Origin of the sequence: Pseudomonas kielensis, assembly GCF_014236655.1 — a bacterium.
GTDB lineage: Bacteria > Pseudomonadota > Gammaproteobacteria > Pseudomonadales > Pseudomonadaceae > Aquipseudomonas > Aquipseudomonas kielensis.
The window spans coordinates 45,843-64,760 of sequence record NZ_JACMYG010000031.1 but is presented as its reverse complement, the minus strand read 5'-3'; the positions used below and the strand labels follow the sequence as shown (position 1 = coordinate 64,760).

Annotated in this window: 29 protein-coding genes and 1 pseudogene; 29 read left to right on the top strand and 1 reads right to left on the bottom strand. The window is 53.3% G+C overall.

Annotation, left to right across the window (positions count from 1 at the left end; translation table 11 throughout):
* The first annotated feature begins 293 nt into the window (after positions 1-293).
* The 9 genes from H7995_RS23270 (at position 294) to H7995_RS23230 (ending at position 4,672) form a co-directional block, all read left to right on the top strand.
* Positions 294-1,385 carry a COG3904 family protein gene (locus H7995_RS23270; RefSeq protein ID WP_185818986.1) on the top strand — a complete coding sequence of 364 codons (1,092 nt, stop codon included), beginning with the start codon at positions 294-296 and terminating at the stop codon, positions 1,383-1,385.
* Between the two features lie 94 nt (positions 1,386-1,479).
* A complete protein-coding gene (locus H7995_RS23265; protein ID WP_185818985.1) occupies positions 1,480-1,719 on the top strand; it encodes a hypothetical protein in 240 nt (79 codons plus the stop codon).
* Between the two features lie 39 nt (positions 1,720-1,758).
* On the top strand, positions 1,759-2,013 hold the full coding sequence (locus H7995_RS23260; RefSeq protein ID WP_185818984.1) for a hypothetical protein: 255 nt from the start codon (positions 1,759-1,761) through the stop codon (positions 2,011-2,013).
* A 10-nt stretch (positions 2,014-2,023) separates the two neighbouring features.
* Complete coding sequence (locus H7995_RS23255) at positions 2,024-2,347, top strand: hypothetical protein (RefSeq protein ID WP_185818983.1); 324 nt, start codon at positions 2,024-2,026, stop codon at positions 2,345-2,347.
* Between the two features lie 18 nt (positions 2,348-2,365).
* On the top strand, positions 2,366-2,713 hold the full coding sequence (locus H7995_RS23250; RefSeq protein WP_185818982.1) for a hypothetical protein: 348 nt from the start codon (positions 2,366-2,368) through the stop codon (positions 2,711-2,713).
* 217 nt (positions 2,714-2,930) lie between these two features.
* Positions 2,931-3,284 carry a hypothetical protein gene (locus H7995_RS23245; RefSeq protein WP_140896096.1) on the top strand — a complete coding sequence of 118 codons (354 nt, stop codon included), beginning with the start codon at positions 2,931-2,933 and terminating at the stop codon, positions 3,282-3,284.
* A 152-nt stretch (positions 3,285-3,436) separates the two neighbouring features.
* The gene (locus H7995_RS23240; RefSeq protein ID WP_185818981.1) at positions 3,437-4,153 is read left to right on the top strand and encodes a hypothetical protein; all 717 of its coding nucleotides are present in this window, start codon (positions 3,437-3,439) and stop codon (positions 4,151-4,153) included.
* Positions 4,143-4,343, top strand: a complete 201-nt coding sequence (locus H7995_RS23235; RefSeq protein ID WP_185818980.1) for a hypothetical protein — start codon at positions 4,143-4,145, stop codon at positions 4,341-4,343. The genes H7995_RS23240 and H7995_RS23235 overlap by 11 nt, the downstream gene beginning before the upstream one ends.
* Positions 4,344-4,345: 2 nt before the next feature.
* Positions 4,346-4,672 (top strand): hypothetical protein, encoded by a 327-nt coding sequence (locus H7995_RS23230; RefSeq protein ID WP_185818979.1) that lies wholly within the window; start codon positions 4,346-4,348, stop codon positions 4,670-4,672.
* 122 nt (positions 4,673-4,794) lie between these two features.
* Here H7995_RS23230 and H7995_RS23225 read toward each other — a convergent pair whose 3' ends face one another.
* Positions 4,795-5,154 carry a hypothetical protein gene (locus tag H7995_RS23225; RefSeq protein ID WP_185818978.1) on the bottom strand — a complete coding sequence of 120 codons (360 nt, stop codon included), beginning with the start codon at positions 5,152-5,154 and terminating at the stop codon, positions 4,795-4,797.
* Between the two features lie 162 nt (positions 5,155-5,316).
* On the opposite strand from H7995_RS23225, the gene H7995_RS23220 reads away from it, so the two are divergent.
* The 20 genes and pseudogenes from H7995_RS23220 to H7995_RS23125 all read left to right on the top strand — a co-directional run bounded on the left by H7995_RS23220 (position 5,317) and on the right by H7995_RS23125 (position 18,572).
* The gene (locus tag H7995_RS23220; RefSeq protein ID WP_185818977.1) at positions 5,317-5,757 is read left to right on the top strand and encodes a hypothetical protein; all 441 of its coding nucleotides are present in this window, start codon (positions 5,317-5,319) and stop codon (positions 5,755-5,757) included.
* Entirely contained in the window at positions 5,729-5,998 is a 270-nt protein-coding gene (locus H7995_RS23215; RefSeq protein ID WP_185818976.1) for a hypothetical protein, read from the top strand. Before H7995_RS23220 ends, H7995_RS23215 begins: the two co-directional genes overlap by 29 nt.
* Before the next feature lie 181 nt (positions 5,999-6,179).
* Positions 6,180-6,398 (top strand): hypothetical protein, encoded by a 219-nt coding sequence (locus H7995_RS23210; RefSeq protein WP_185818992.1) that lies wholly within the window; start codon positions 6,180-6,182, stop codon positions 6,396-6,398.
* A 63-nt stretch (positions 6,399-6,461) separates the two neighbouring features.
* Positions 6,462-6,686: a hypothetical protein gene (locus H7995_RS23205; protein WP_185818975.1), complete on the top strand. Its 225-nt coding sequence runs from the start codon at positions 6,462-6,464 to the stop codon at positions 6,684-6,686.
* A 110-nt stretch (positions 6,687-6,796) separates the two neighbouring features.
* Positions 6,797-7,006: a hypothetical protein gene (locus tag H7995_RS23200; RefSeq protein ID WP_185818974.1), complete on the top strand. Its 210-nt coding sequence runs from the start codon at positions 6,797-6,799 to the stop codon at positions 7,004-7,006.
* Between the two features lie 578 nt (positions 7,007-7,584).
* Positions 7,585-8,595 (top strand): nucleoid-associated protein YejK, encoded by a 1,011-nt coding sequence (yejK, locus tag H7995_RS23195; RefSeq protein ID WP_185818973.1) that lies wholly within the window; start codon positions 7,585-7,587, stop codon positions 8,593-8,595.
* 2 nt (positions 8,596-8,597) lie between these two features.
* Positions 8,598-9,467: a SprT family zinc-dependent metalloprotease gene (locus H7995_RS28655; protein ID WP_185818972.1), complete on the top strand. Its 870-nt coding sequence runs from the start codon at positions 8,598-8,600 to the stop codon at positions 9,465-9,467.
* A gap of 302 nt (positions 9,468-9,769) precedes the next feature.
* On the top strand, positions 9,770-10,249 hold the full coding sequence (locus tag H7995_RS23185; protein ID WP_185818971.1) for a hypothetical protein: 480 nt from the start codon (positions 9,770-9,772) through the stop codon (positions 10,247-10,249).
* A 165-nt stretch (positions 10,250-10,414) separates the two neighbouring features.
* Positions 10,415-10,942, top strand: coding sequence for a hypothetical protein (locus H7995_RS23180; protein WP_185818970.1), 528 nt, complete (start codon positions 10,415-10,417; stop codon positions 10,940-10,942).
* Between the two features lie 240 nt (positions 10,943-11,182).
* Positions 11,183-11,587 (top strand): TraR/DksA family transcriptional regulator, encoded by a 405-nt coding sequence (locus H7995_RS23175; RefSeq protein ID WP_185818969.1) that lies wholly within the window; start codon positions 11,183-11,185, stop codon positions 11,585-11,587.
* Positions 11,588-11,641: 54 nt separating this feature from the next.
* Positions 11,642-11,783: pseudogene (locus H7995_RS28550) on the top strand (Arc family DNA-binding protein); the annotation flags it as partial.
* 222 nt (positions 11,784-12,005) lie between these two features.
* Positions 12,006-13,088 (top strand): hypothetical protein, encoded by a 1,083-nt coding sequence (locus tag H7995_RS23165; RefSeq protein WP_185818967.1) that lies wholly within the window; start codon positions 12,006-12,008, stop codon positions 13,086-13,088.
* A 104-nt stretch (positions 13,089-13,192) separates the two neighbouring features.
* Positions 13,193-14,113, top strand: a complete 921-nt coding sequence (rdgC, locus tag H7995_RS23160; RefSeq protein ID WP_185818966.1) for a recombination-associated protein RdgC — start codon at positions 13,193-13,195, stop codon at positions 14,111-14,113.
* A 175-nt stretch (positions 14,114-14,288) separates the two neighbouring features.
* Complete coding sequence (locus H7995_RS23155) at positions 14,289-14,855, top strand: hypothetical protein (RefSeq protein WP_185818965.1); 567 nt, start codon at positions 14,289-14,291, stop codon at positions 14,853-14,855.
* A gap of 159 nt (positions 14,856-15,014) precedes the next feature.
* A complete protein-coding gene (locus H7995_RS23150) occupies positions 15,015-16,493 on the top strand; it encodes a DNA cytosine methyltransferase (protein WP_185818964.1) in 1,479 nt (492 codons plus the stop codon).
* Positions 16,494-16,660: 167 nt separating this feature from the next.
* Complete coding sequence (locus tag H7995_RS23145; RefSeq protein ID WP_185818963.1) at positions 16,661-16,825, top strand: hypothetical protein; 165 nt, start codon at positions 16,661-16,663, stop codon at positions 16,823-16,825.
* A gap of 122 nt (positions 16,826-16,947) precedes the next feature.
* Positions 16,948-17,271: a hypothetical protein gene (locus H7995_RS23140; RefSeq protein WP_185818962.1), complete on the top strand. Its 324-nt coding sequence runs from the start codon at positions 16,948-16,950 to the stop codon at positions 17,269-17,271.
* A gap of 154 nt (positions 17,272-17,425) precedes the next feature.
* Positions 17,426-17,701: a hypothetical protein gene (locus tag H7995_RS23135; protein WP_185818961.1), complete on the top strand. Its 276-nt coding sequence runs from the start codon at positions 17,426-17,428 to the stop codon at positions 17,699-17,701.
* Positions 17,694-17,852 carry a hypothetical protein gene (locus H7995_RS23130; RefSeq protein ID WP_185818960.1) on the top strand — a complete coding sequence of 53 codons (159 nt, stop codon included), beginning with the start codon at positions 17,694-17,696 and terminating at the stop codon, positions 17,850-17,852. Before H7995_RS23135 ends, H7995_RS23130 begins: the two co-directional genes overlap by 8 nt.
* Positions 17,853-18,104: 252 nt before the next feature.
* Positions 18,105-18,572, top strand: a complete 468-nt coding sequence (locus tag H7995_RS23125) for a hypothetical protein (protein ID WP_185818959.1) — start codon at positions 18,105-18,107, stop codon at positions 18,570-18,572.
* Positions 18,573-18,918 lie beyond the last annotated feature (346 nt).

Sequence of the window (18,918 nt, the reverse complement as noted above, 5' to 3'; positions counted from 1 at the left end):
CGCGAAAAGAAGTCCGATTGCTACTTTCATGTCCCTCTCCTTGCAAATGTTAGTTTAGATACTTCAGCACTCAGCATAGGTTGTGTTTGTCGAGTTGTTATTAAATTTCTAAAATGCTCAGTCCTACCCAACAGTTGCATTGGCACTGACCAGCGACGGATGCCGTACACCCACCAAAGCATGGCGGACGTTCTTCACATTGCCTTTCTGAGTCGCATCACCTGGTTCATTGCGCCTTACGGAGTTGTGTTCAGCATTTCCAAAATACTACTTAACCGCATAAGGGCGACCGCATGAAAACTTTGAGATTTTTCCTGCCGCTGTTCCGTAGCTCCCTTTGCTGGGTGCTTGGGCTGGCGATCACTGGAAGCGTAAATGCCGGGGAGCGCAATGCCCCTCGCACCTCGTCCGCAACCGTAACCATGAGTTCGAATCCAGACCTGTCAGGTGTGATGAATATCTATTTGGATGGACGCATAGATGCAGACGTAATGGGGCGGCTGAATACCTTCGCTTACCTCAAGGGCCGCAACGGTGTGATCGTTCACCTCAACTCCTTTGGCGGCAGCATGCGGGCAGGGCTTGCGCTCGGCCGTCGCATTCGTGAACTCGGGTTTTCGACCCAGGTTGGCGTGAAGGGTGTGTCGTCGATTAGTGATGAAGCGGGCATTTGCGAGAGTGCATGCGTCATGTTGCTTGCCGGCGGGCGCTTCAGGCTGATTCAGCCAGACTCGGTGGTGGGCGTTCACCAGTTCGCTGCACCTGACCAAGCTACCTCACAGCAGGTAATGGCCGATGCGCAGATCTTCTCGGCCGCAACGGTCAATTTCCTCCGCGACATGGGGGTTAGTACTCAGCTCTTCAGTTTGATGGCGGTAACTCCTACCAGTGCGATGCAGAAGCTGTCGGTGGCCGATCAAGTCAACCTCGGCTTGATGAATGCGGGGAAAGAAGTTGCCGTCTGGGGTATCGAGAGTGAGCAGGGTGCTCTTGTCCTGAAAGGTGTGCAAAGCACCATCAGCAGCACTGTTGAAATTCAACTGGCATGCACCGCTCAGCAAGACGTTTTGGTAGCTGTGATGGTCGACGCCGGCGGGAAAGGGCAAGTCCGCAGTGTGGATCTGCTGGTTGATGGTCGGACGTCCGCGGTCGAACTCAGGCAACCGGTTCAAATGATGGGTCGAACGGCGATGTCTGACTTCCCACCCAAAGCTGAGCAGTTGGTGGAGATGCAACGTGCCAGGTCGGTTGGGGTGCGCTTCCGTTTCGACGATCAACGTCAATCGATGTACGCGATCGATGTGCCTACACAAGCCAGCGCCTTGATAGGTGGGTTCGTTCAACTTTGCCATGGAGCACAGAAGGGCGCGACCGTACAGCGTTGAAGGCAATTACCGTTGCGTGTTCAGCATTCCCTGAAGCAAGTAACTCTGATCCGGGGCCATCGCCTTCGGCACAACGCCTTTCAAGGAAATGACGATGAACATCGAAGAAATGCACACCCAAGACATTAATGACGTGCTCTCAGCTGGCCGCCTGTGCCTCTGCGACAAAGTGACAAGCACCCAAACTGAAATGTTCCGTGCGTTATTCGGCGGCGTGATTGTCGGTGGCTCCAAACCGTTCGGTGAAAAGCTCGATGCCTACACCGCTAACAAACATCGCGTGCCGGAAGTTCTGGGTGCTCTTGCCGTCGAGCTGGAACGTCGCGGCCTCTAATCCAATTGCCCAGTTCGCCGGGTATTCAAGGAACAAACCATGAAATCGAAATACAAAGCTTTTGTAGGTGCGCTCGTGTCCCTGTTGTTGGTGATTCTTCTCGGATGGTCACTTGCTGGCGAATTCGAAGCAGCAACCGTTGCCGAAATTCAATCTGTAACTGCTGATTCGAATTGCGCTAAACAAATGCTCCAGGATGCGAATCGCTGGGGGCAGGAAATTCGTCGGCGGGACCTGAAATCAGTGAAGAAACAGTGTGTCTCCATCGATCAACAATCCAAAGCCTTCGAGTAGGGAGAAATCTATGACCGGTAATGAACGTGAATTTGTTCTCGAACAACCAGGTATGCCTCCTTACCCGTATCAATGGTCCAACGATATTGCTGGAGTCGACTGCACGGGACCGTACTACGCAAGTGAACCGCCAGAGGACTGCACTCAAGTTTGGGGGATGGTCTTTAGCCTTCCAGACAACGGTGGGTACCTCGCTGGATGGAGCTGCGGTGAGATGGACCTTTCGGGCGTATCAGATCACGTGCACAAAAGCCTGATCGAGGCGGCGAATGCCGCTGAGCAGATGGCAAAAGTGCAGGCCGAAAAACAACGAATCGAATCGCTCAACGACTAACCGAAAAGGAATTTGACCATGTCGCAGTCCAATCCGAACACCGTTAAAGTTGGTGAATTTCGCCAGCGCTATGAACACCTGTACCGCAAACTCAGTGACTACCATGCGTGCTGCTCTGCCGAAGAGGTTCGCACCTGGAAACGTGTAACCCAAGCCCTCCTGGAAGAAGTTTCGGCACTCAAATGTGGTCGCGCATCCCCCGAGGATCTCGATGCACACAGGCATGCCGTTGCTGCTGTAACCGAACGTCTCGCGGCGGCTGACCAGCGCATCGAGGCTTACGCAATGATAAATGCTGCGAAAGCGGCGCTCCAACAACCCACCAGGCCAGCTCTGAGGCTGATTCAGGGTGGAAAGCTCCACTGACGCATGTTATGCGTTGCAGTGATCGCATATGTCCCACCAAGCCCCGCACAGCACACGCTGGCGGGGTTTTTCTTTTCCGGGTTCCGAAATATCAGCGCCAGCCTATCGAGATCCCCCAGCTAACTGCGACCTGCTCTTCGATCTGCTTTGGCGTTTGCGCCATACAGTGAAGCCTCCCTAGAATGGGCTTCCACTACGACTTACTAAGGAAAGCCTCATGCGCTGTGAGATTCAATTGCTGGATAGTGCAAACAAACCCTGGTTCGAAGGATCCCGTGAATTGCCGGCTGACTACATCCTGAAGATAGCCGCCGAGCGCAAGCCTTTAGTCATGGAGAAGGGCATCGAGTTTGGGCAAGGGGCAATCCCTTTTTTCGGCGGTGAATTGGTCAAGGTCGTGAAGGCAGGCGGCAACGAGGACGCTATTGATAAGGCGGTTCTTGAATTCGTACTGGCCACTGTAGTGGTTGAAAGTTGCATGGGCATCGAGGACCAGGTGTTAGCGAATCGCCAATTCAACCTTGCGGTGCATGCAGACGGCGCCGTGCGATACGACCGCGTGGATAAGTAGACAACCTGACTTTCCGTGAATGCTCCGAAGCGCGGGCCTGCGAGCTCGCTTTCGGAGTCCAGTTCTTGAATGGGAATGCTCGCAAATGGTTTTGACAGGTGCGTTTAACGCACCTATAGTTCCAAGTAGACACCTACTTGGAAATCGCTGACATGGCTGCCAAACCACTGAAACACACCGATGTTGCTCTTGGGAATCTGATGACCTACAGCGCCTGCTCTGAAGCTCTAGAAGGGATGGAGATGTGCGCCTCCAATGTGATTGGTGGCGGCAAGGCTTTTTTCAGTGGCAAGCAGACGGTGTTCACCGCGACGGCGCAAAAGAAATACAGCGCCATCCAGGCGAAGATGCAGCGGATGGCAGAGCGGCTCTCTGATGACGAGGAGTCGGCCATGCCAGATGTTCCTCAACGGCAACAACTGCTTTCATCCATGGCCCCCAACTCTGATTGCCAGGAGGTACTTGGTATTGCATCGCTGCCTTCAAGTCCGGACGATCCGGAAAATATGATGGCTGCCACACGCAAAGCCCTCATCGCTGCACTACAGCAACTGCACCCTGAACTCCAGTGGGGCGAATACCCTCTTGGAGATTACGACCAGTATGCCGAAGTCGATGCCCCGGAAATTCTTGTGTGCTTCAGCAATGAAGAAGTGCAGCTGGACGAAGGTCTGGTTGATCCCTACTCGACGATGATGGGCGAGCTTTGCGACCCTTCGCAATGGGGGCTTTCGGAGCACGCCGCACAGCTCATCCAGGCCCACAACAGGGTTTTCATGGCCAACTATCCGGGTTCGATGGTCCGCGCCAGCACGAATCTTGATTGCCGGTACAAGGCTATCCCACGTGTTTTACCCCATGGGCATTGATTGTTCAGGGCGTTGCTTCGGAGAGTTGGAAAAAATGGTATTAAAGATTCTGCTGATGATCATTGCTGCTATCGCGGCAAACTGGTTTTGGTTCGAGCAACCGTTTTTGACGCGGATGGCTGCCGGCATAGTGGCGGCGCTGATTGTCTCTTTCGTTTGCGATCGTTGGGTACTCGGTGAAGGGAAATAGGCATGGGTCGCAAGCTGCTGTTATTTCTCGCCCTGGCCGCTGCTGCTTCATTTGCGACGGGAAATTATTGGATTATCGCAGTAGCGCTTCTGGTTGAATTTGGGGTCGTTCTGCTTGTTGTTCCGGTGATCAATAATCGGTGCAACATGCAGTACATGGCGGATTTACGAAAGCTGAATCGCGGGAACATGGATCTGCAATCAGGGTGGGTCAAAAAGCCATGGCAGCATGATGAGGGTGAGTGTATGCGGCAAAAAGAAATTCTTGCTGCGAAGATCGAAGCGTATGCCGTTGAATCAGCTGCTTGGCGGAAAAAATCCATCGAGTAGGAATTTGTGGACTTGGCCTAAGGTATAGGCCGCCCAGAAGCCCCAAGCTCTGTCTGCACACGCTGGGGCTAATTCAGAAGTAGGGCGCACATTTTCGCGTCTTTGATTGCTTGTCTCTCCTGTTACCCGTCTGCGTGCTGCACCTTCCACTGAACATCCCAATTAGTGATCTGGCACTGGGGGGTAGTTCCACGGCCGGCGGCAATGCCATCGACGTGATCGTTCTCCCGGTCGATGAATTTGACCTCACCACACCCCTGAAAACGAAGCTTGAACAACTGGGCCCCGAGAGAGGTGGCTCCAGGGATCAAGCCAGTAGTGTCCCGCTGATTTTGGCCAGCGTGCTGACGAACAGCGTCGACGATCATGCCGTCAGCCGTTTTGCGAACGGTCAAGGTCGGAGCAACGTCGCCGGAGCTGGCGGCCGTGGCGGTGTTCAGGACTGACGCGAGGGCGAACAGGCAAAAGAGTTTTTGGCGCATGCAGGTGTTACTCGGTGGAGGGTTCAAACAAGAGCATGCCGGCCGGCAGATCTCACCGCCAGCCAAAATAGGGTCTAGAAATTCATGCGCAAGGCGCACCTGGTTATCGGCACTTGTTCGGCATCACCGATGCATACAGACAACCCGTATCGGAGCCTCACAATGAACAACACAAAACCGACAGTCATCGCCTTGCTGCGCAACACGGCCCAGATCTATGTGGGGCAAAGTCGATTCAGTGACAAGCCAGTCTTCCTGGTGGAGGCGAAAAGCGAAAACCACGTGTATGAGCTGCGTGGTGATGCCACCACGAATGATCATTACGCCGCACTGGTCGCCGAGTTTGGCGACATCATCAGCAAGCCTGGCCCCGGCGCCAAATTGAATTCAATCGAATTCAACACTGGCCGTCAGTACAGCCCTGAGGGTCAGCTCATTGAAGCGTGGGTCGTAGCGATTGACCAATCGATCCCCGAGTGGCCAACCATAGTGGTGTATTTCAAAGACCGCAGCAGAATGATCGACGGCCTGGTGCGCGTTCGCTCACTGACCGAAAAAGATGTGATGGAGGCCTATGACCATGGTCGCTATGAGCCAGCCTGATCATCAACCCCGAATCGAGTGCAAAGCGATGGCAACCATCAACAAGTTCACGAAAATCACCGGCTGGAAACAGCGCGAGGAGGTTCAGGAGCTCGGCGATATTTCAGGCATGGTTGCTGAGCCTGTGATTCGAACGATCCTGGGCGGCCGTTCGGCCACCGTTTCCGGGTGGTTCGATGAGGCTTCCGGCAACGGCTATGAAGTAGCTGAAATCACCCTTCACACCTGGGAGCTTAGCTAGAGGACAAACGCAACACACCAGCCCGCATTTATGCGGGCTTTTTCATGGCTGTAATTTGTGAAAAGGCCCATCGGTGACCATCGCAGCTGTTTCCTGTTCGGTGTTGGCCATCTCCATTTGCAACGTTCAACCCTTTTTCCTCATATCCAACGGTAAAGACAGCCCTTACTGGAGCCTCCGAATGAACACCACAAAATCGACAACCAGCGCCGAGCAGTGCATCTCTGCCCGGGTCTCTGCGGATAGCGAACTGACGCCCTCTGAACTCGACGAAAAATACAATCCTTCTGGTGGCGGCGAACACCCAGACCACACGCGATCTGAGTGGCGGGAAGCCGTTGCTCAGGATTTAACGCTCAGCGGTTACTGGGAATGGGTGGCGCACACCTTGTCTCTCTGATGGAACTGATTTAGTGACACGCCCGGCTCGCCGGGCTGCATCGCCACTTAAAGGAAAATTAGCATGAGGCCTGACGAGCTGAAGATAGTGTTTGATAAGTACCCACCCTCTGCTGTGGGGAAGTATCGACTGACAGTTGGCACACCGTATAAGGCGCTGAAGCTTGACGATGCCCTTGGACTGTACGCGCTGGTAGACGATGCTGGTGTCAAGTTCAACGTCTCCACCTACGGGGCAGGTTATACGAATGATGGCTACTGGCATGTTATCGGTCAGACCGGCTGCTGAACAAACTGATCCATGAAAAGGGTACGGCAAGTTGTGGATTTGATGTTCATCGGTGGGATTTCCTAAAAATGCCGCGCTTCGTGGCGTACCGTAAGTAACGAGGAATGCACATGATAGTCAGCACGACGATGGATCTTCAGTTGCTCGCAGAAAAGATGGGCAGTCTCACAGGACTGAACATGGACGGTTTCGCGGGCCTGAAAAAAGCTCAAGTAATGCGTGACACTGCATTAGTTGAAAAATACGACGGAGTTGAACTTGATGCTATTCCTGAGTCGGAATGGCGAGAAATGCTGGATCATCAAGACATTTGCTTCTGACTGTCTAAACGACTTTCGAAATCAGGCCAGTTCGCCAGGCTACTACCTAGCCTAAGGACAGAAACAGGTACCGCCCCGATTTAGCATCTGCTGATCGGGGCTTTTTCATGACCTCGCCGCAGGCAGGAACACTCTCCCCAGGCGGCAGCAGCTTTACAAGCGTCTGCTCGGCATCACCTGAAGACACGCAAACGCAACCTCAGGAGATTGCATAATGGGAAGCCTCACCTCGATACCCGCCAGCGCCGGTGCAATGCCGCTTGCCGTTTGGCGAGGGGAAAAAGGTCAACGGTTACGCCGAGCACTGTCACGCCATGAGCGCATGGTGGTCAGGGCTTGCTCTGATGACAACGTCACAAGCCGCCGGCTCATTCAATTGGATAAACGCTACGACCGGATCATTTTGGCCGCCATAACTTGGGTGCCACGATAGTCATCGGCACTCAGCTCTCTTATTCACGCAACACCATAGACCCCTGCCATCGGCCGGGGTCTTTTTTGCTTTAAAAATGCTGTTTCAGATTCGTAACGCGTATGTGTAATATTGGCGCATCCCATGAGCCTGCGAGAGAATCGGTATGCCCGTCATAAGTTCCGTGATTCACACGATCGACAAGAAGCCAGATGGAAGCCCTGCAATCCTGCATCTCCGTCACACTGAGCTGCCGCAAACCGACGTCCTCGAGAACTTGCTGAGCGACTTCAATGACGCCTACAACGGTAAGCAGTCGAAGGGCTGGGGCCTTTTCCATGCTGAATCCGGCGCTTATCCGTTCAGCGGCTGGCTGAAGGCCTACTTTGAAGGGAAGAACGACTTCATGCAGTTCAGCCGGGATGCTGTTGAGCACCTCACGAAGCTGATGGAAGAATCGAACTTGTCCGTCGGCGGGCACGCGATGTTCGTGCACTACCGGCAAGGCCTGACCGATTACCTTGCGATCGCACTGCTGCACCAAAGCACGGGTGTGAGCCTGGACCAAGAAATGAATGTGGTCGCGGCACCGCATCTGGACTTTGGCCACGTCCACCTGGCGGCCCGGGTGAATATCTCGGAATGGCAAAGTAATCCCGCATCGAGACAATATGTGTCCTTCCTCAAGGCCAAACAGGGACGGCGAGTCAGTGAGTACTTCCGCGATTTCATCGGCTGCCAAGAGGGCGTCGATTCGGCGGGCGAAACCCGAACCCTTTTGAAAGCCTTCAGCGACTTCGTAGAGACCGAGGATCTACCTGAAGAGTCCGCTCGTGAAAAGACGCAGACACTGGTCCAGTACGCCAGCAGCCAAGCCAAAATGGGGCAGGCCGTCGGCCTGTCTGAACTGTCGGAGCTGCTCGATGAAGACAGACCACGAGCGTTCATTGAGCATTTGCGTACCCAGGATTATGGCCTGAGCGAGGAGTTCCCCGCTGACAAGAAGGTCTTGAACAAATTCAGGCGTTTTACCGGGCGGGCAGAAGGGTTGTCCATCAGCTTCGAGCAGCACCTGCTGGGGAACAAGCTTGAGTTTGACGAACAAAACGGCACTTTGCTGATTCGTAGTCTCCCGACGCAGTTGCTGGAGCAACTCAAGCGGGCAACAGAGGCCTGAGTATGGGGCCCGTTGACGAATTCAAGGCGATCAAAGTGCGGGTGACTGAGTGCCTGCACTTAGCCTCCGCGCATTTTGGCAAAACGTTCCCGGATATCCCCGTCAAGTTTGACCTGACGGGGAGAGTCGGGGGGTATTACTGCTACCACAAGTGCCGTGCGACTGGGAAGGTAACCCAATATTTCCGATTTAACCGGGTACTGGTCCGCGAAAACCTAAAGGAGTACCTGGACCAGATCTGTCCCCACGAAGTCGCTCATTACGTTGCTCGAACGGAGTGGGGAATGGGAATCCAGCCCCATGGGACCGAGTGGAAAAGCGTGATGATCGATGTCTTCAAACTGGCGCCCGATCGCTGCCACTCTATGGACACCTCCAGCGCGGCAAAGCGGCATTTCATATACACCTGTGGTTGCAGAGAGCATGCTTTCACCAAGACGAAGCACAACAAAGTTTTGAGAGGATACGGATACAGGTGCAGGGCCTGTAGTAAACCGCTGGTTTTTAAAAAAGAAGAGACCCCTGCCGATGCAAACGTCAACGTCATACCGAAACTCTTTGTCAGCACCGCCGACATGCCTCTCAGTGAAACCCATATCCGGCAAATACAAGCCATGATAATCGACCACACTGTGCTGGCATTGGTGGCAGATCCGCTGATGACATCCGACGCGAAACTTCAGAAATTGGGGCGGGCACTGAAAGTGTCGGCTGCCGCGGTGGCCAGGCATCAAAACCCTGCCACCCTGCCGGGCGGCGTAACTCACGCCATCATCTTTGGCGACTGCCAGATTGAAAGGCAACAGAGGGTGGCGAAGGCCTTCCAGCAGCGAGGCGTGATAGTGCGAAAGGTGAGGGCTGGTGTGGCCTGAAGAGTTTCATCAGGGTTCAGTCCGAACTGTTCTCAGTTAAAAATACCATGTTTGATTTGCGTGCGTAGCTGGGCAACGATTCCTTCGGTTTGGACTATCGTAGTAATGCATTGGCTGAAATTTGAGCTAGACGACTGGTTCGTTGCAGCAGGGCCAGCCGAACAGCTCTCATAAGTCGTCGTTTTGAATTTGGGCCTGGTAAATGCATTTTAATCAAAAAAACCCCTAATTAAAGCGCCAGAGCCACTGCATAAGTTTGTCGGAACCTATGCACTGATCTCTCAACTAATTGGAGAAATGCAATGACAATCTTGAGAAAAGCTAACGCAATTTTCGCGCTTGCACTGTCCTCTAGTATAGCTTTTGGAGTTGTCGCACCAAAAAATGCATTTGCATTGGATGCATCGGATAGGAAAACATTGCTCTATGTTGGTATAGCTCCTTGCAACAACGGGGAAGTGACGACCTTCGAAAAGCATAAAGGATGTGCGACCAATGCAATCGGATATACAATTGACGACGCAAGTGCAGTTCCTGCTGAAAACTACATAGAAGTTTTCTCGGGTAACGATGTGGGAAACAACAAAATGGTTAGCAAAGACTCAGACACTAAAAACGGGTCAACGCAGCCTATTGGGTACCTTTCAAAGAACCCGATCCCCCATGGAACCATAATTTACACTGGCGTTGAACCTTGCAATAATGGAGAAGCAACAACGAGTACAAAGCATAAGGGTTGTACAGCTGTGTTCTTAGGCTACGCGTTGCCTCTCAAACCGTAGCGCTACTTTTAGCCTGAAATCCAAGCGAAGGTCTGCAAGTTCTTCGCTTGTGTTAATGGTCTCCCATAACAGATAGGCCCCAAGCTTAGCTACGTAAAGCTCGCTTGTTTATGCGGTCGTGTTTCGCATTCCCTGAGTACTACTTACGCTCAGGGGAGCAAACCAATGATTGCAACAACCCACATAGCAGCAACCTTCGACACTCAAGTGACTGACATCGCAGACGATTGGCAGGCCCCCGAGTTTTACCGGGTGCTGGATCTGGAGAAAGCCCGTCTGGTCGTAAAGTTTGGCGACCTGGCGCACCTGTTCGTCAATGACTTTGAACGGCATGCCCGGGCGCACTTGATTGGTGATCTGTCTGCCTCGTCATTCTCGTTGGACCGCAATGCAGCCGCGGTTGAACTAGAAGTTAAAGCTACAACTTTGCAATGGATCATTGAGATGATGGGCCTTTCAGGCCTATCAGAGGAGTATGCACTCAACTCGTATCCGGAGGACGCGGCATTCGTCATCGTTTATCGATCGGTGGACTCAGGCGAACACCGCTTGTTCCGGAGTGGCGGAGGCAGCCCGGGTGCGGCACTGACTTGTTTCGCCGAACGCTACCCGCAACACTACAAGATGGTTTCAGCCCTCTACGTAGACAAACGAAGTCTCCAACAATCGGTTATGCCCGCGGCCATTGGCTAACGTTTCACCCAGACCTCATCGCGCTGCGATGGGGTCTTTTTTTTGGCCAATCCAATCCCGGGCAATCGATCTTAGAAAGAGGTCGACGCGCATTCCGAGCAATCTGTAACACGTACGCATATTTAATATTGCCATGATACGATTCCGCCAGTATTATCGATCCGTGTTCAATCCTGGCTGAACTGCTGCTGCCCTGACCGGGCGTAGCTTCAGTTAACGACTTACCGAGGGCCCGCACAGATGACGCCGCAACAATTGATCGATCAACCTGATGACCAGTACATGGGGCCTGAGCAGACCTCTTTTTTCCGTGACCTGTTGCTGTCCCAGCGTCGCGATGCGATTGCGCGGATCGAAACATTGCGCGGGGACATGGCTGGTCTTGAAAAAGCTGCTGACGAGGTGGATGTCGCACTCAACGAGCAGGAGCGGCAGGGTCTGCTGAGCGGTATCGACCGCGAGAATCAAAACCTGCGCGACATTAAGTTGGCACTCGACGCGATCGACTCCGACGAGTACGGCTGGTGCGCTGAAACTGGTGAAAAAATCGGCCTACCACGTCTGCTGTCCAATCCCCGTTCGTTGCTGACCGTTGAAGCGAAGCAGCGACGCGAGACCCAGGCCCGGCACCAGCGGGCCGCCTGATCAACCAACTCTACCCGGGCCACCCTTCGGCCCAAAAACCTCTGAGGGTTTTCCATGTCCACTTCCTCCCGTGATGCCGAAAAATTCGTGGTCCGTTTGCCTGATGGCATGCGTGGCAAGATCAATGAAGTCGCTCGCACAAATCATCGAAGCATGAATTCTGAAATTATCGAACGCCTGGACCGCACGTTGATCGAGGATGCTACGGGCATCCTGAACGTGGACCTGATGGCCCAATTGAGCATTCGCTGCAAAGAGCTCGAGGCCCGGTTGGAAGAGTTGCAAGACCAGCCTACTGTTAACTTGCTCAAGCGGGCGCTTGAACAAGTCACTCGGCGCTGTGAAGAGCTTGAAGCTCGTGCTCCAGGAGCTCAACTGAAAATTGCTGCTCGCGGCTAACAGTCATCAGGAGGCCGATATGGGCGTGCAACCTCAACCCGTAAGCGCCATTCATGTCAGCTCTCAGGCTGATCTTGGAATGGCCTATCTCGCAGCTGCGCAGCGGTACTTTTGGCTTCGTGACCAGGCACTACGCTCCGGTCGTGCCAATGTTCCCATGGTTAGATTGGGCATGGGCGACCCGCTGGGTGGATTCGAGCTCGATGTCGAAGTCGACGATGCAATGTCCAAATGGCCCCTGCTGGCAATCCCCTTTGACTACGTGCCGCCGGCGGCCGCCCTCGATTACGAGCTGACTTCTGTCGAGGCCACGTTTTTGCTCAAAGTAGTGCAAGCCCCAACCCATGAGCGAGAAGGGCTGCTGTCACGCTACGCCAATTCGGCGGGGCTCGGTGATGCAATCCGGCTGCTTTCCCAGGTGATCGGGTGCGCCAATGCCGTGATCGAAAATTGCCGAGTAGGCGCGGTCGGCCTGCTCATCACCGAGGGCGGTCTACACCCCCATGTCGCCGAGGATATCAACCTACCTACTCTGGCCGGTGCGATGTCGGGTGTGATGCTTGCAGCGGGGGTTGATCCGCGGGGCACCTGCTCTGGTTGCGTCTACCGGCACGGCACCCACGCCAATCAGTCGCCGGTGACCACCGAGGACGCCTTGTATAGCGCGTGCGGGAGCCAGAAGTTCATGTGTCACGAGAACCTGGATCAGCGCGGCAGCCCCACTCAAGTCTGCATTGGCCACGCCAAAGCCCTCAAGGAGGCGAATGAGGTGGAAATAGGCTTACTCCTCGACACAGCCCAGATTGCCCACGAAATACCGCCTGTGGTGGTGGGCAAGCACGTCTGGACCCGCTCGCTGCCTGATCGTCCCGGGCATTACTGGAACTGGGGTGGGCAACCGGGCGTGGAAGCTGATCTTGTCCAGGTTCGCCGGGATACGGTTGCGGGTTGTTTCAGTGTCACCGAAGGGCAATTGGGCCTGGCCAAACCTGTGACCTGTGCTCAGTGGGGCGGCTGGTGGGCACATGTCCAAAAGCCTGACGCGTATTCCGAGATCGCGGCGGCCAACTCGTTGCCTTTGCTGGCGAGCAAAGCCGGATAGGAGGGGGCGCCTTCCAGCTCGCTTCAGCGATCAAACCAAAATTAAATTTCCATCCGACCACTCCCTGATGTCGGAATGGCGTTCCTCTCTGGAGAAAAAACGATATGTGGTTCAAAAATCTGTTGGTATACCGACTGACCCAGGACATTCCATTCGATCCCGCGGCGTTAGAGTTGGCGCTTAAGAGCAAGCCTGCTCGGGCCTGCGCATCGCAGGAAGTGACCACCTACGGCTTTATTGCCCCATTCGGTAAAGGCGAAGATGCACCCTTGATCCATCTGAGCGGTGAGTTTCTTCTGCTGGCCACCCGCAAGGAGGAGCGAATTCTCCCGGGTTCAGTCGTCCGCGATGCCGTGAAGGAAAAGATCGAAGAAATCGAGACCGAACAGAGTCGCAAGGTCTACAAGAAAGAACGCGATCAGATCAAAGATGAAATCATCCAGGCGTTTCTCCCGCGGGCTTTTATCCGGCGCAGTTCAACCTTTGCCGCGATCGCACCCAAGCTCGGGTTGATCCTGGTGAACGGCGCGAGCCCGAAGCGAGCTGAAGACCTGTTGTCGACGCTGCGCGAGGTCATGGGGTCGCTGCCAATCCGACCGCTCACAGTAAAGGTCTCACCGAGCGCAACGATGACCGAATGGTTGAAAACGCAGAAGGCCGCCGAGGGCTTCTTCGTCCTGGACGAATGCGAACTGCGGGACACTCACGAAGATGGCGGTATCGTGCGTTGCAAGCGCCAGGACCTGACAACGGAAGAGATCGCGACCCACTTGGGCATTGGCAAGGTTGCAACGCAGCTGTCTTTGGCGTGGCAAGACAAGCTGTCGTTCGTACTCGACGACAAAATGATCATCAAGCGGCTGCGATTCGAAAGTCTCTTGGAGGATCAGGCGGCAGCTGATGGTGGGGAAGAGGCCCTTGGCCAACTGGACGCAAGCTTCACCCTGATGATGCTCACGCTCAAAGAGTTCCTGCCTCAACTCTTCTCAGCATTGGGTGGTGAAGACCAGCCGCAAGGAATTTGACGCGAGGATTTGCCAGCGGCGCTCGCCAGGTGAAGCCCCAATAGGGCCGGTAGACAGACCGTTCAGGCTTGAATCCACACCGCTGTGAAGCATCCCTCTCGTAATCAACGGTCCGTGTGGCCATTCAAATCCCCACCCTAAGCCACCATTAGGGTGGCGGTACGAGAGGTTCTCCATGTACGCATACTTTCCAAAATCGAACACTTACTGGGCTTACGATGAAAACCTCCAGCTACAAGCGATCGCCTACGTCGAACTCGATGAACTTCGATCCTGTTCGGTCTCAGATATCAACGCTCTCTTAGCTGAATCCTGCTGTGGCCTACAGAGCATTCCAAGCCTTCGTTATGAGGTTCTCGGCACGGACAATGGCCGTTGTCTGTGCATGGTCACCGGTGACATCTCGGACCTGCTGGATGAAGGCACAGCGCAGTCTTGTAGCTTCGAAATCAGTCGCAATGAAATTCTCATGTCTTTCGCCAGGTTGCTCGGCTGGAGCGACGCACAAACTGCTCATGCAGCCGATAACTTGTTGGCTGAGGTAGGCGACGAAAGCATCGTGGTGTTGAGCAACGGTAAATGCCTGCGCATGCCGGCGACCCCAAGCGCAGTCGAGTATGTACGTCTAACCCAACTGCAATTTGAACTTGGGCGTTGGTACGCGAGCGACTTCCGTACGACTGGACCAGAGCTATTGTTCCAGGTGCTCACAGCCGCCGGGGCGAGCCCTAATCTGATTTAACTTCTACATCGAGCCTCCGCATGTCGGAGGCTTTTTTTCGTCTGGCGAAAGTATCAGCTCCTGTTCGGCATACCCAGGCACGAAGCAAACCAAATTTCATTTCCCCGACTGGGCACAGGCCCCGTCAGGGGAGCTGTGTCGTCAAATAGGAGCAATACCATGACGACAATTATCAACGCGAAAATCGGCGAATCGAAAGGTCTACCGCGTGTCTGGATGGAAGGCCAAAAATTACACCATGGTGGTGTCCAGATCGGGAAGAAGTACTCAATCAAAGCTGATATTCCGGCCAAGCGGCTGGAGCTGATCGAAGTCCCTTTTGACTTCCAAGGTAAGCACGTCACCGTTTCAAAGCGGGAGCGCAACGGGGTAGTTCACCCGCTGATTGAAATACGTAGTGAGCAAATCCGTGAAGTGTTTGCAGAAGACGACAAGGTGCGGATTGCATTGCGCCGCGGCCGTATCGTCATTACGGCACTTCAGATCCAAACCAAGATTCGCGAACGCCTCAAACGTATCAAGGAAAAGCTCGATCGTGGCGAGAAGCTTGATGTTGTCAGCCTTTTTCACGGTGGCGGCGTGCTCGACCGTGCAATTCACTCAGGCATGCTGCGATCGGGCGTTGGCTCGTTCGTTCAAGTCGGTGTTGAGCTTGAAAGCGAATACCTCGATGCATCGCTCCGCAACAACCCCCAAATGTGGACAAGTGAATCAATTGCGATATGCTCAGATATACGAGATGTGCACTTAGGTGATGCAACACCGCACGCATCAATATTAATCGGAGGTATTCCATGTACGGGCGCCAGTAGAAGTGGTCGCTCTAAGAACTCACTTGAGTTTGCTGAAGATCATGATGAAGCAGGCGCTTTGTACATTGATTATCTCAATTGGCTTCGTGCAACTAACCCAGCAATTGCGATAATAGAAAATGTTGGCGAATATGCTAAAACGGCTTCAATGTCTGCGATTCGCAGCGTATTTAAGCATTTGGGCTACGACGTACACGAAACAGTCCTGGATGGATGGGACTTCGGGTCGCTCGAACGACGTAAGCGCATGGTGGTTGTCGCAATAACCCAGGGACTAGGCGACACCTTTTCGTTTGACAACCTCAAGGTTAACAAGGTCCGGGAATCGTGCATTAACGATATCCTTGATCCTGTAGCGCTCGATGATGAAAGTTGGAAATGCTACGACTATTTGGCCGTAAAGGAGGAGCGTGACAAGGCTGCGGGTAAAGGATTTGGTCGACAACTTTTGACCGGGTCTGAAGACGGATGCGGTGTACTTGGAAAGGGCTACAAAAAGGGACGTTCAACTGAACCGTTCCTAATTCACCCAATTGACCCGACACTAAGCAGGCTCTTCACTAAAGCTGAACATGGCCGGATTAAAGGTATTCCACAGGTTATGCTTGAAGGCGTATCTGAAACGACGGGGCATGAAATTGCAGGACAATCTGTTTGCTACCATCAATTTGATTCTGTTGGTGAGGAAATCGGCAGTTTCTTGATGAGGTCCCGAAACAATATTCTGAAATTCCAAAAGCGCCGTGCTGCTCCTGAACAAGTGATTATTGTTGCAGCTCCTGAGCCCATTGTTGCTCAAACCGGGACTATGTCCCTTTTTAACTAACCTAACATACCGTTTTGACGGTTAAAGCTACACCCACCCGGTGCGCACTGCGCATCGGGTTTTTATTGACTTGGGAATCACTCTTGAGGGTTTTTCTTGCCGGTTGCGATTGAGTTTGCTATACATAAATTAGATTTTCGGTTTCAGGTAACAAAGGAGTTACTTAAATGAAAACCACCTTTTTTTCAGAATTTCTGAGCGCTGCGAAAGAAGCCCCACGGCTCTATTTTGCACCGCTGATTGGGGCGGCCAGAGCGATCAAGGCTGAATTTCTCCGAGTGGAGGAGGAGTCCGACGGTAAAGCGCCGTTGACTCCCACCGCGAAGCACTAAATTTTTTGCCCATACCTAGACCCGCCATCCGGCGGGTTTTTTTGTCTCTCTGCGCTCTACGCCAGATTACAAACCAAAGTCTTACATCACCTGAGGCAAGCACAACCTTCAGGAGAATGAACATGGCATTGGCCCTTAATGACCCAGCTGTGCAATCTGCTTTGATCCAAGCTGGTGCGGCCTTTTTCAGCACCATGCTGGCTGCGGTAAGCGCGGCGTTAATTGGAAAGCGATTCTCAGATCGCAAGAAGCTCGAGAGTAAACTTGAGATGAGCCAAAAAGACATTGAATTTCTGCTGAAAGTTGAAGCGGAGCATGTGGCGCTGCACAAGGAAAATGGCTCGACACCGAACAAGATCAAGGTGCGTGAACTTGTTCGAGAGAAGGGCTTCACCTTCTCTGGGCAATTCACCCCTGGACGAGTTCGTCACCCACGTCCGAAGTGATTCGGTTCGAAATGCAAATCAGCCAGGCTTCGGTCTGGCTTTTTTCTGCCTGAGATTACACGAGCACGTTAAGCATCCCCAATCGCTAGGACAACTCGCAAGTTTGCCCTATGCATTCACTTAACGACCGCTCAGGTCCTTTCAGGAGTAACAGATGTCAAAAACCGTAAAAAAACCTTGGTGGAGCCCCATCGCTCACTTTGCTGCACACTGCTTTGTCGGCTCCATCATCTTTATCATCATCGGTCTCCCGGCCGTAGGTCTCTCGTTTCTCGTGCATAAGTTAGAAGCGTTCGGTGTGAACTCCTTAACAATTGGAGTTCTCACTTTCCTTGAGACTGCTTTAACCATAACTGATGCATTCTTGTTCTTAACGTTTCTTAGTCTCGGTATCTATCGAGCTATGAAGGAGATGGCTGCAAATGAATAATACGTTTGGATCCGAGTTCGTAAATGCGGCAAAACAAGCACCTCGCTTATTTTTTGCCCCCTTGGTGGGTGCAATTAACGCCGTAAAAAGTGAGTTCCAACGCATACAGCATGGAGCAAGCCGAAACATCGAGCAGGTACAAACAAAATAAAAGCTCTACTTAAAAGAGCCGCTTATAGCTAACGCTACATCTGACCCACCATCACTTTCAGTGCTGGTGGGTTTTTTTGTTGGTAGACGACTCAGCAGCCCTGGGTGAGAGGGTAGGTGCACAGTGGTGTGTCACTGCGAAAACTGGTCGGTGACTGGTGGTATCCAAAAAAAACCCTGTTAAATATACCTACGTGTTATGTATTATTAAGCAGCACCGGCAAAGGGCCGGTATTTCCTTCTGGAGAAATTCATGAACATGACTGAGCTTGAAGTCGGGGCGGGGTACGAGGTGTCCAACCCACCGATCCTCGAAATGAAGCCTGGTGAACCTCATCACCAGCTCGGCCGATTCTTCACTGTGGTGGCCCTGGAGAATGGCGGCGCTCGGGTTTACGACGGCGCGTATGACAGTGGGGTATCCACCGTAGACATTCCGGCCGAAATTCTGTCCCAGTTGAGTATTCAAAAGCTCGAAAAGACTGCCGAAACGCGGTTCGCAGACCTGATGACCGCCCTGGCTTCCTCGACAGCAGCGGCAAATGAGCAGCGAGTGTTGGTAGCTGACCACAACAGCACTGATGATGCTGTCGATGCATCGCATCGTTTTTTTGCTCAATTCCTCTCGGGGCAAATTAAAGGGCTGGCGGCAAAGGGCGTAATCAACCCCAACCTGGCAGTCGTTATGACTGTCCTCGCGACGGGGGTGGAGCTTGGGTAGAGCCGGGTTCCCCCGTCTGTTGAATTCCCGTTTGATTGCGGGACTGGCCACATTGTCCGTCAGTGCATTGGCTGTTGGAGCAGGATTTCTATTACCGCTGCCCAAAGTTGCACCACAGTTCACAGGCCAAGATGTCAAAGTGGTCGGCCGCTATTGCTTGATCAAGCCCGGTGAGCGGAGACCACACTGCGAAGGGGAGGACGGAGCCCTGAGGGACCCCATGCTGTCGGCGATCAAGCAGATGAATGACTCGGTCAGCATCGACAAAATGGATCGATCGCCTCCGTAACTTGCGTATGCGTACGCGATATGCATCATAAAATCACTTTTTACACAAGGATTACGC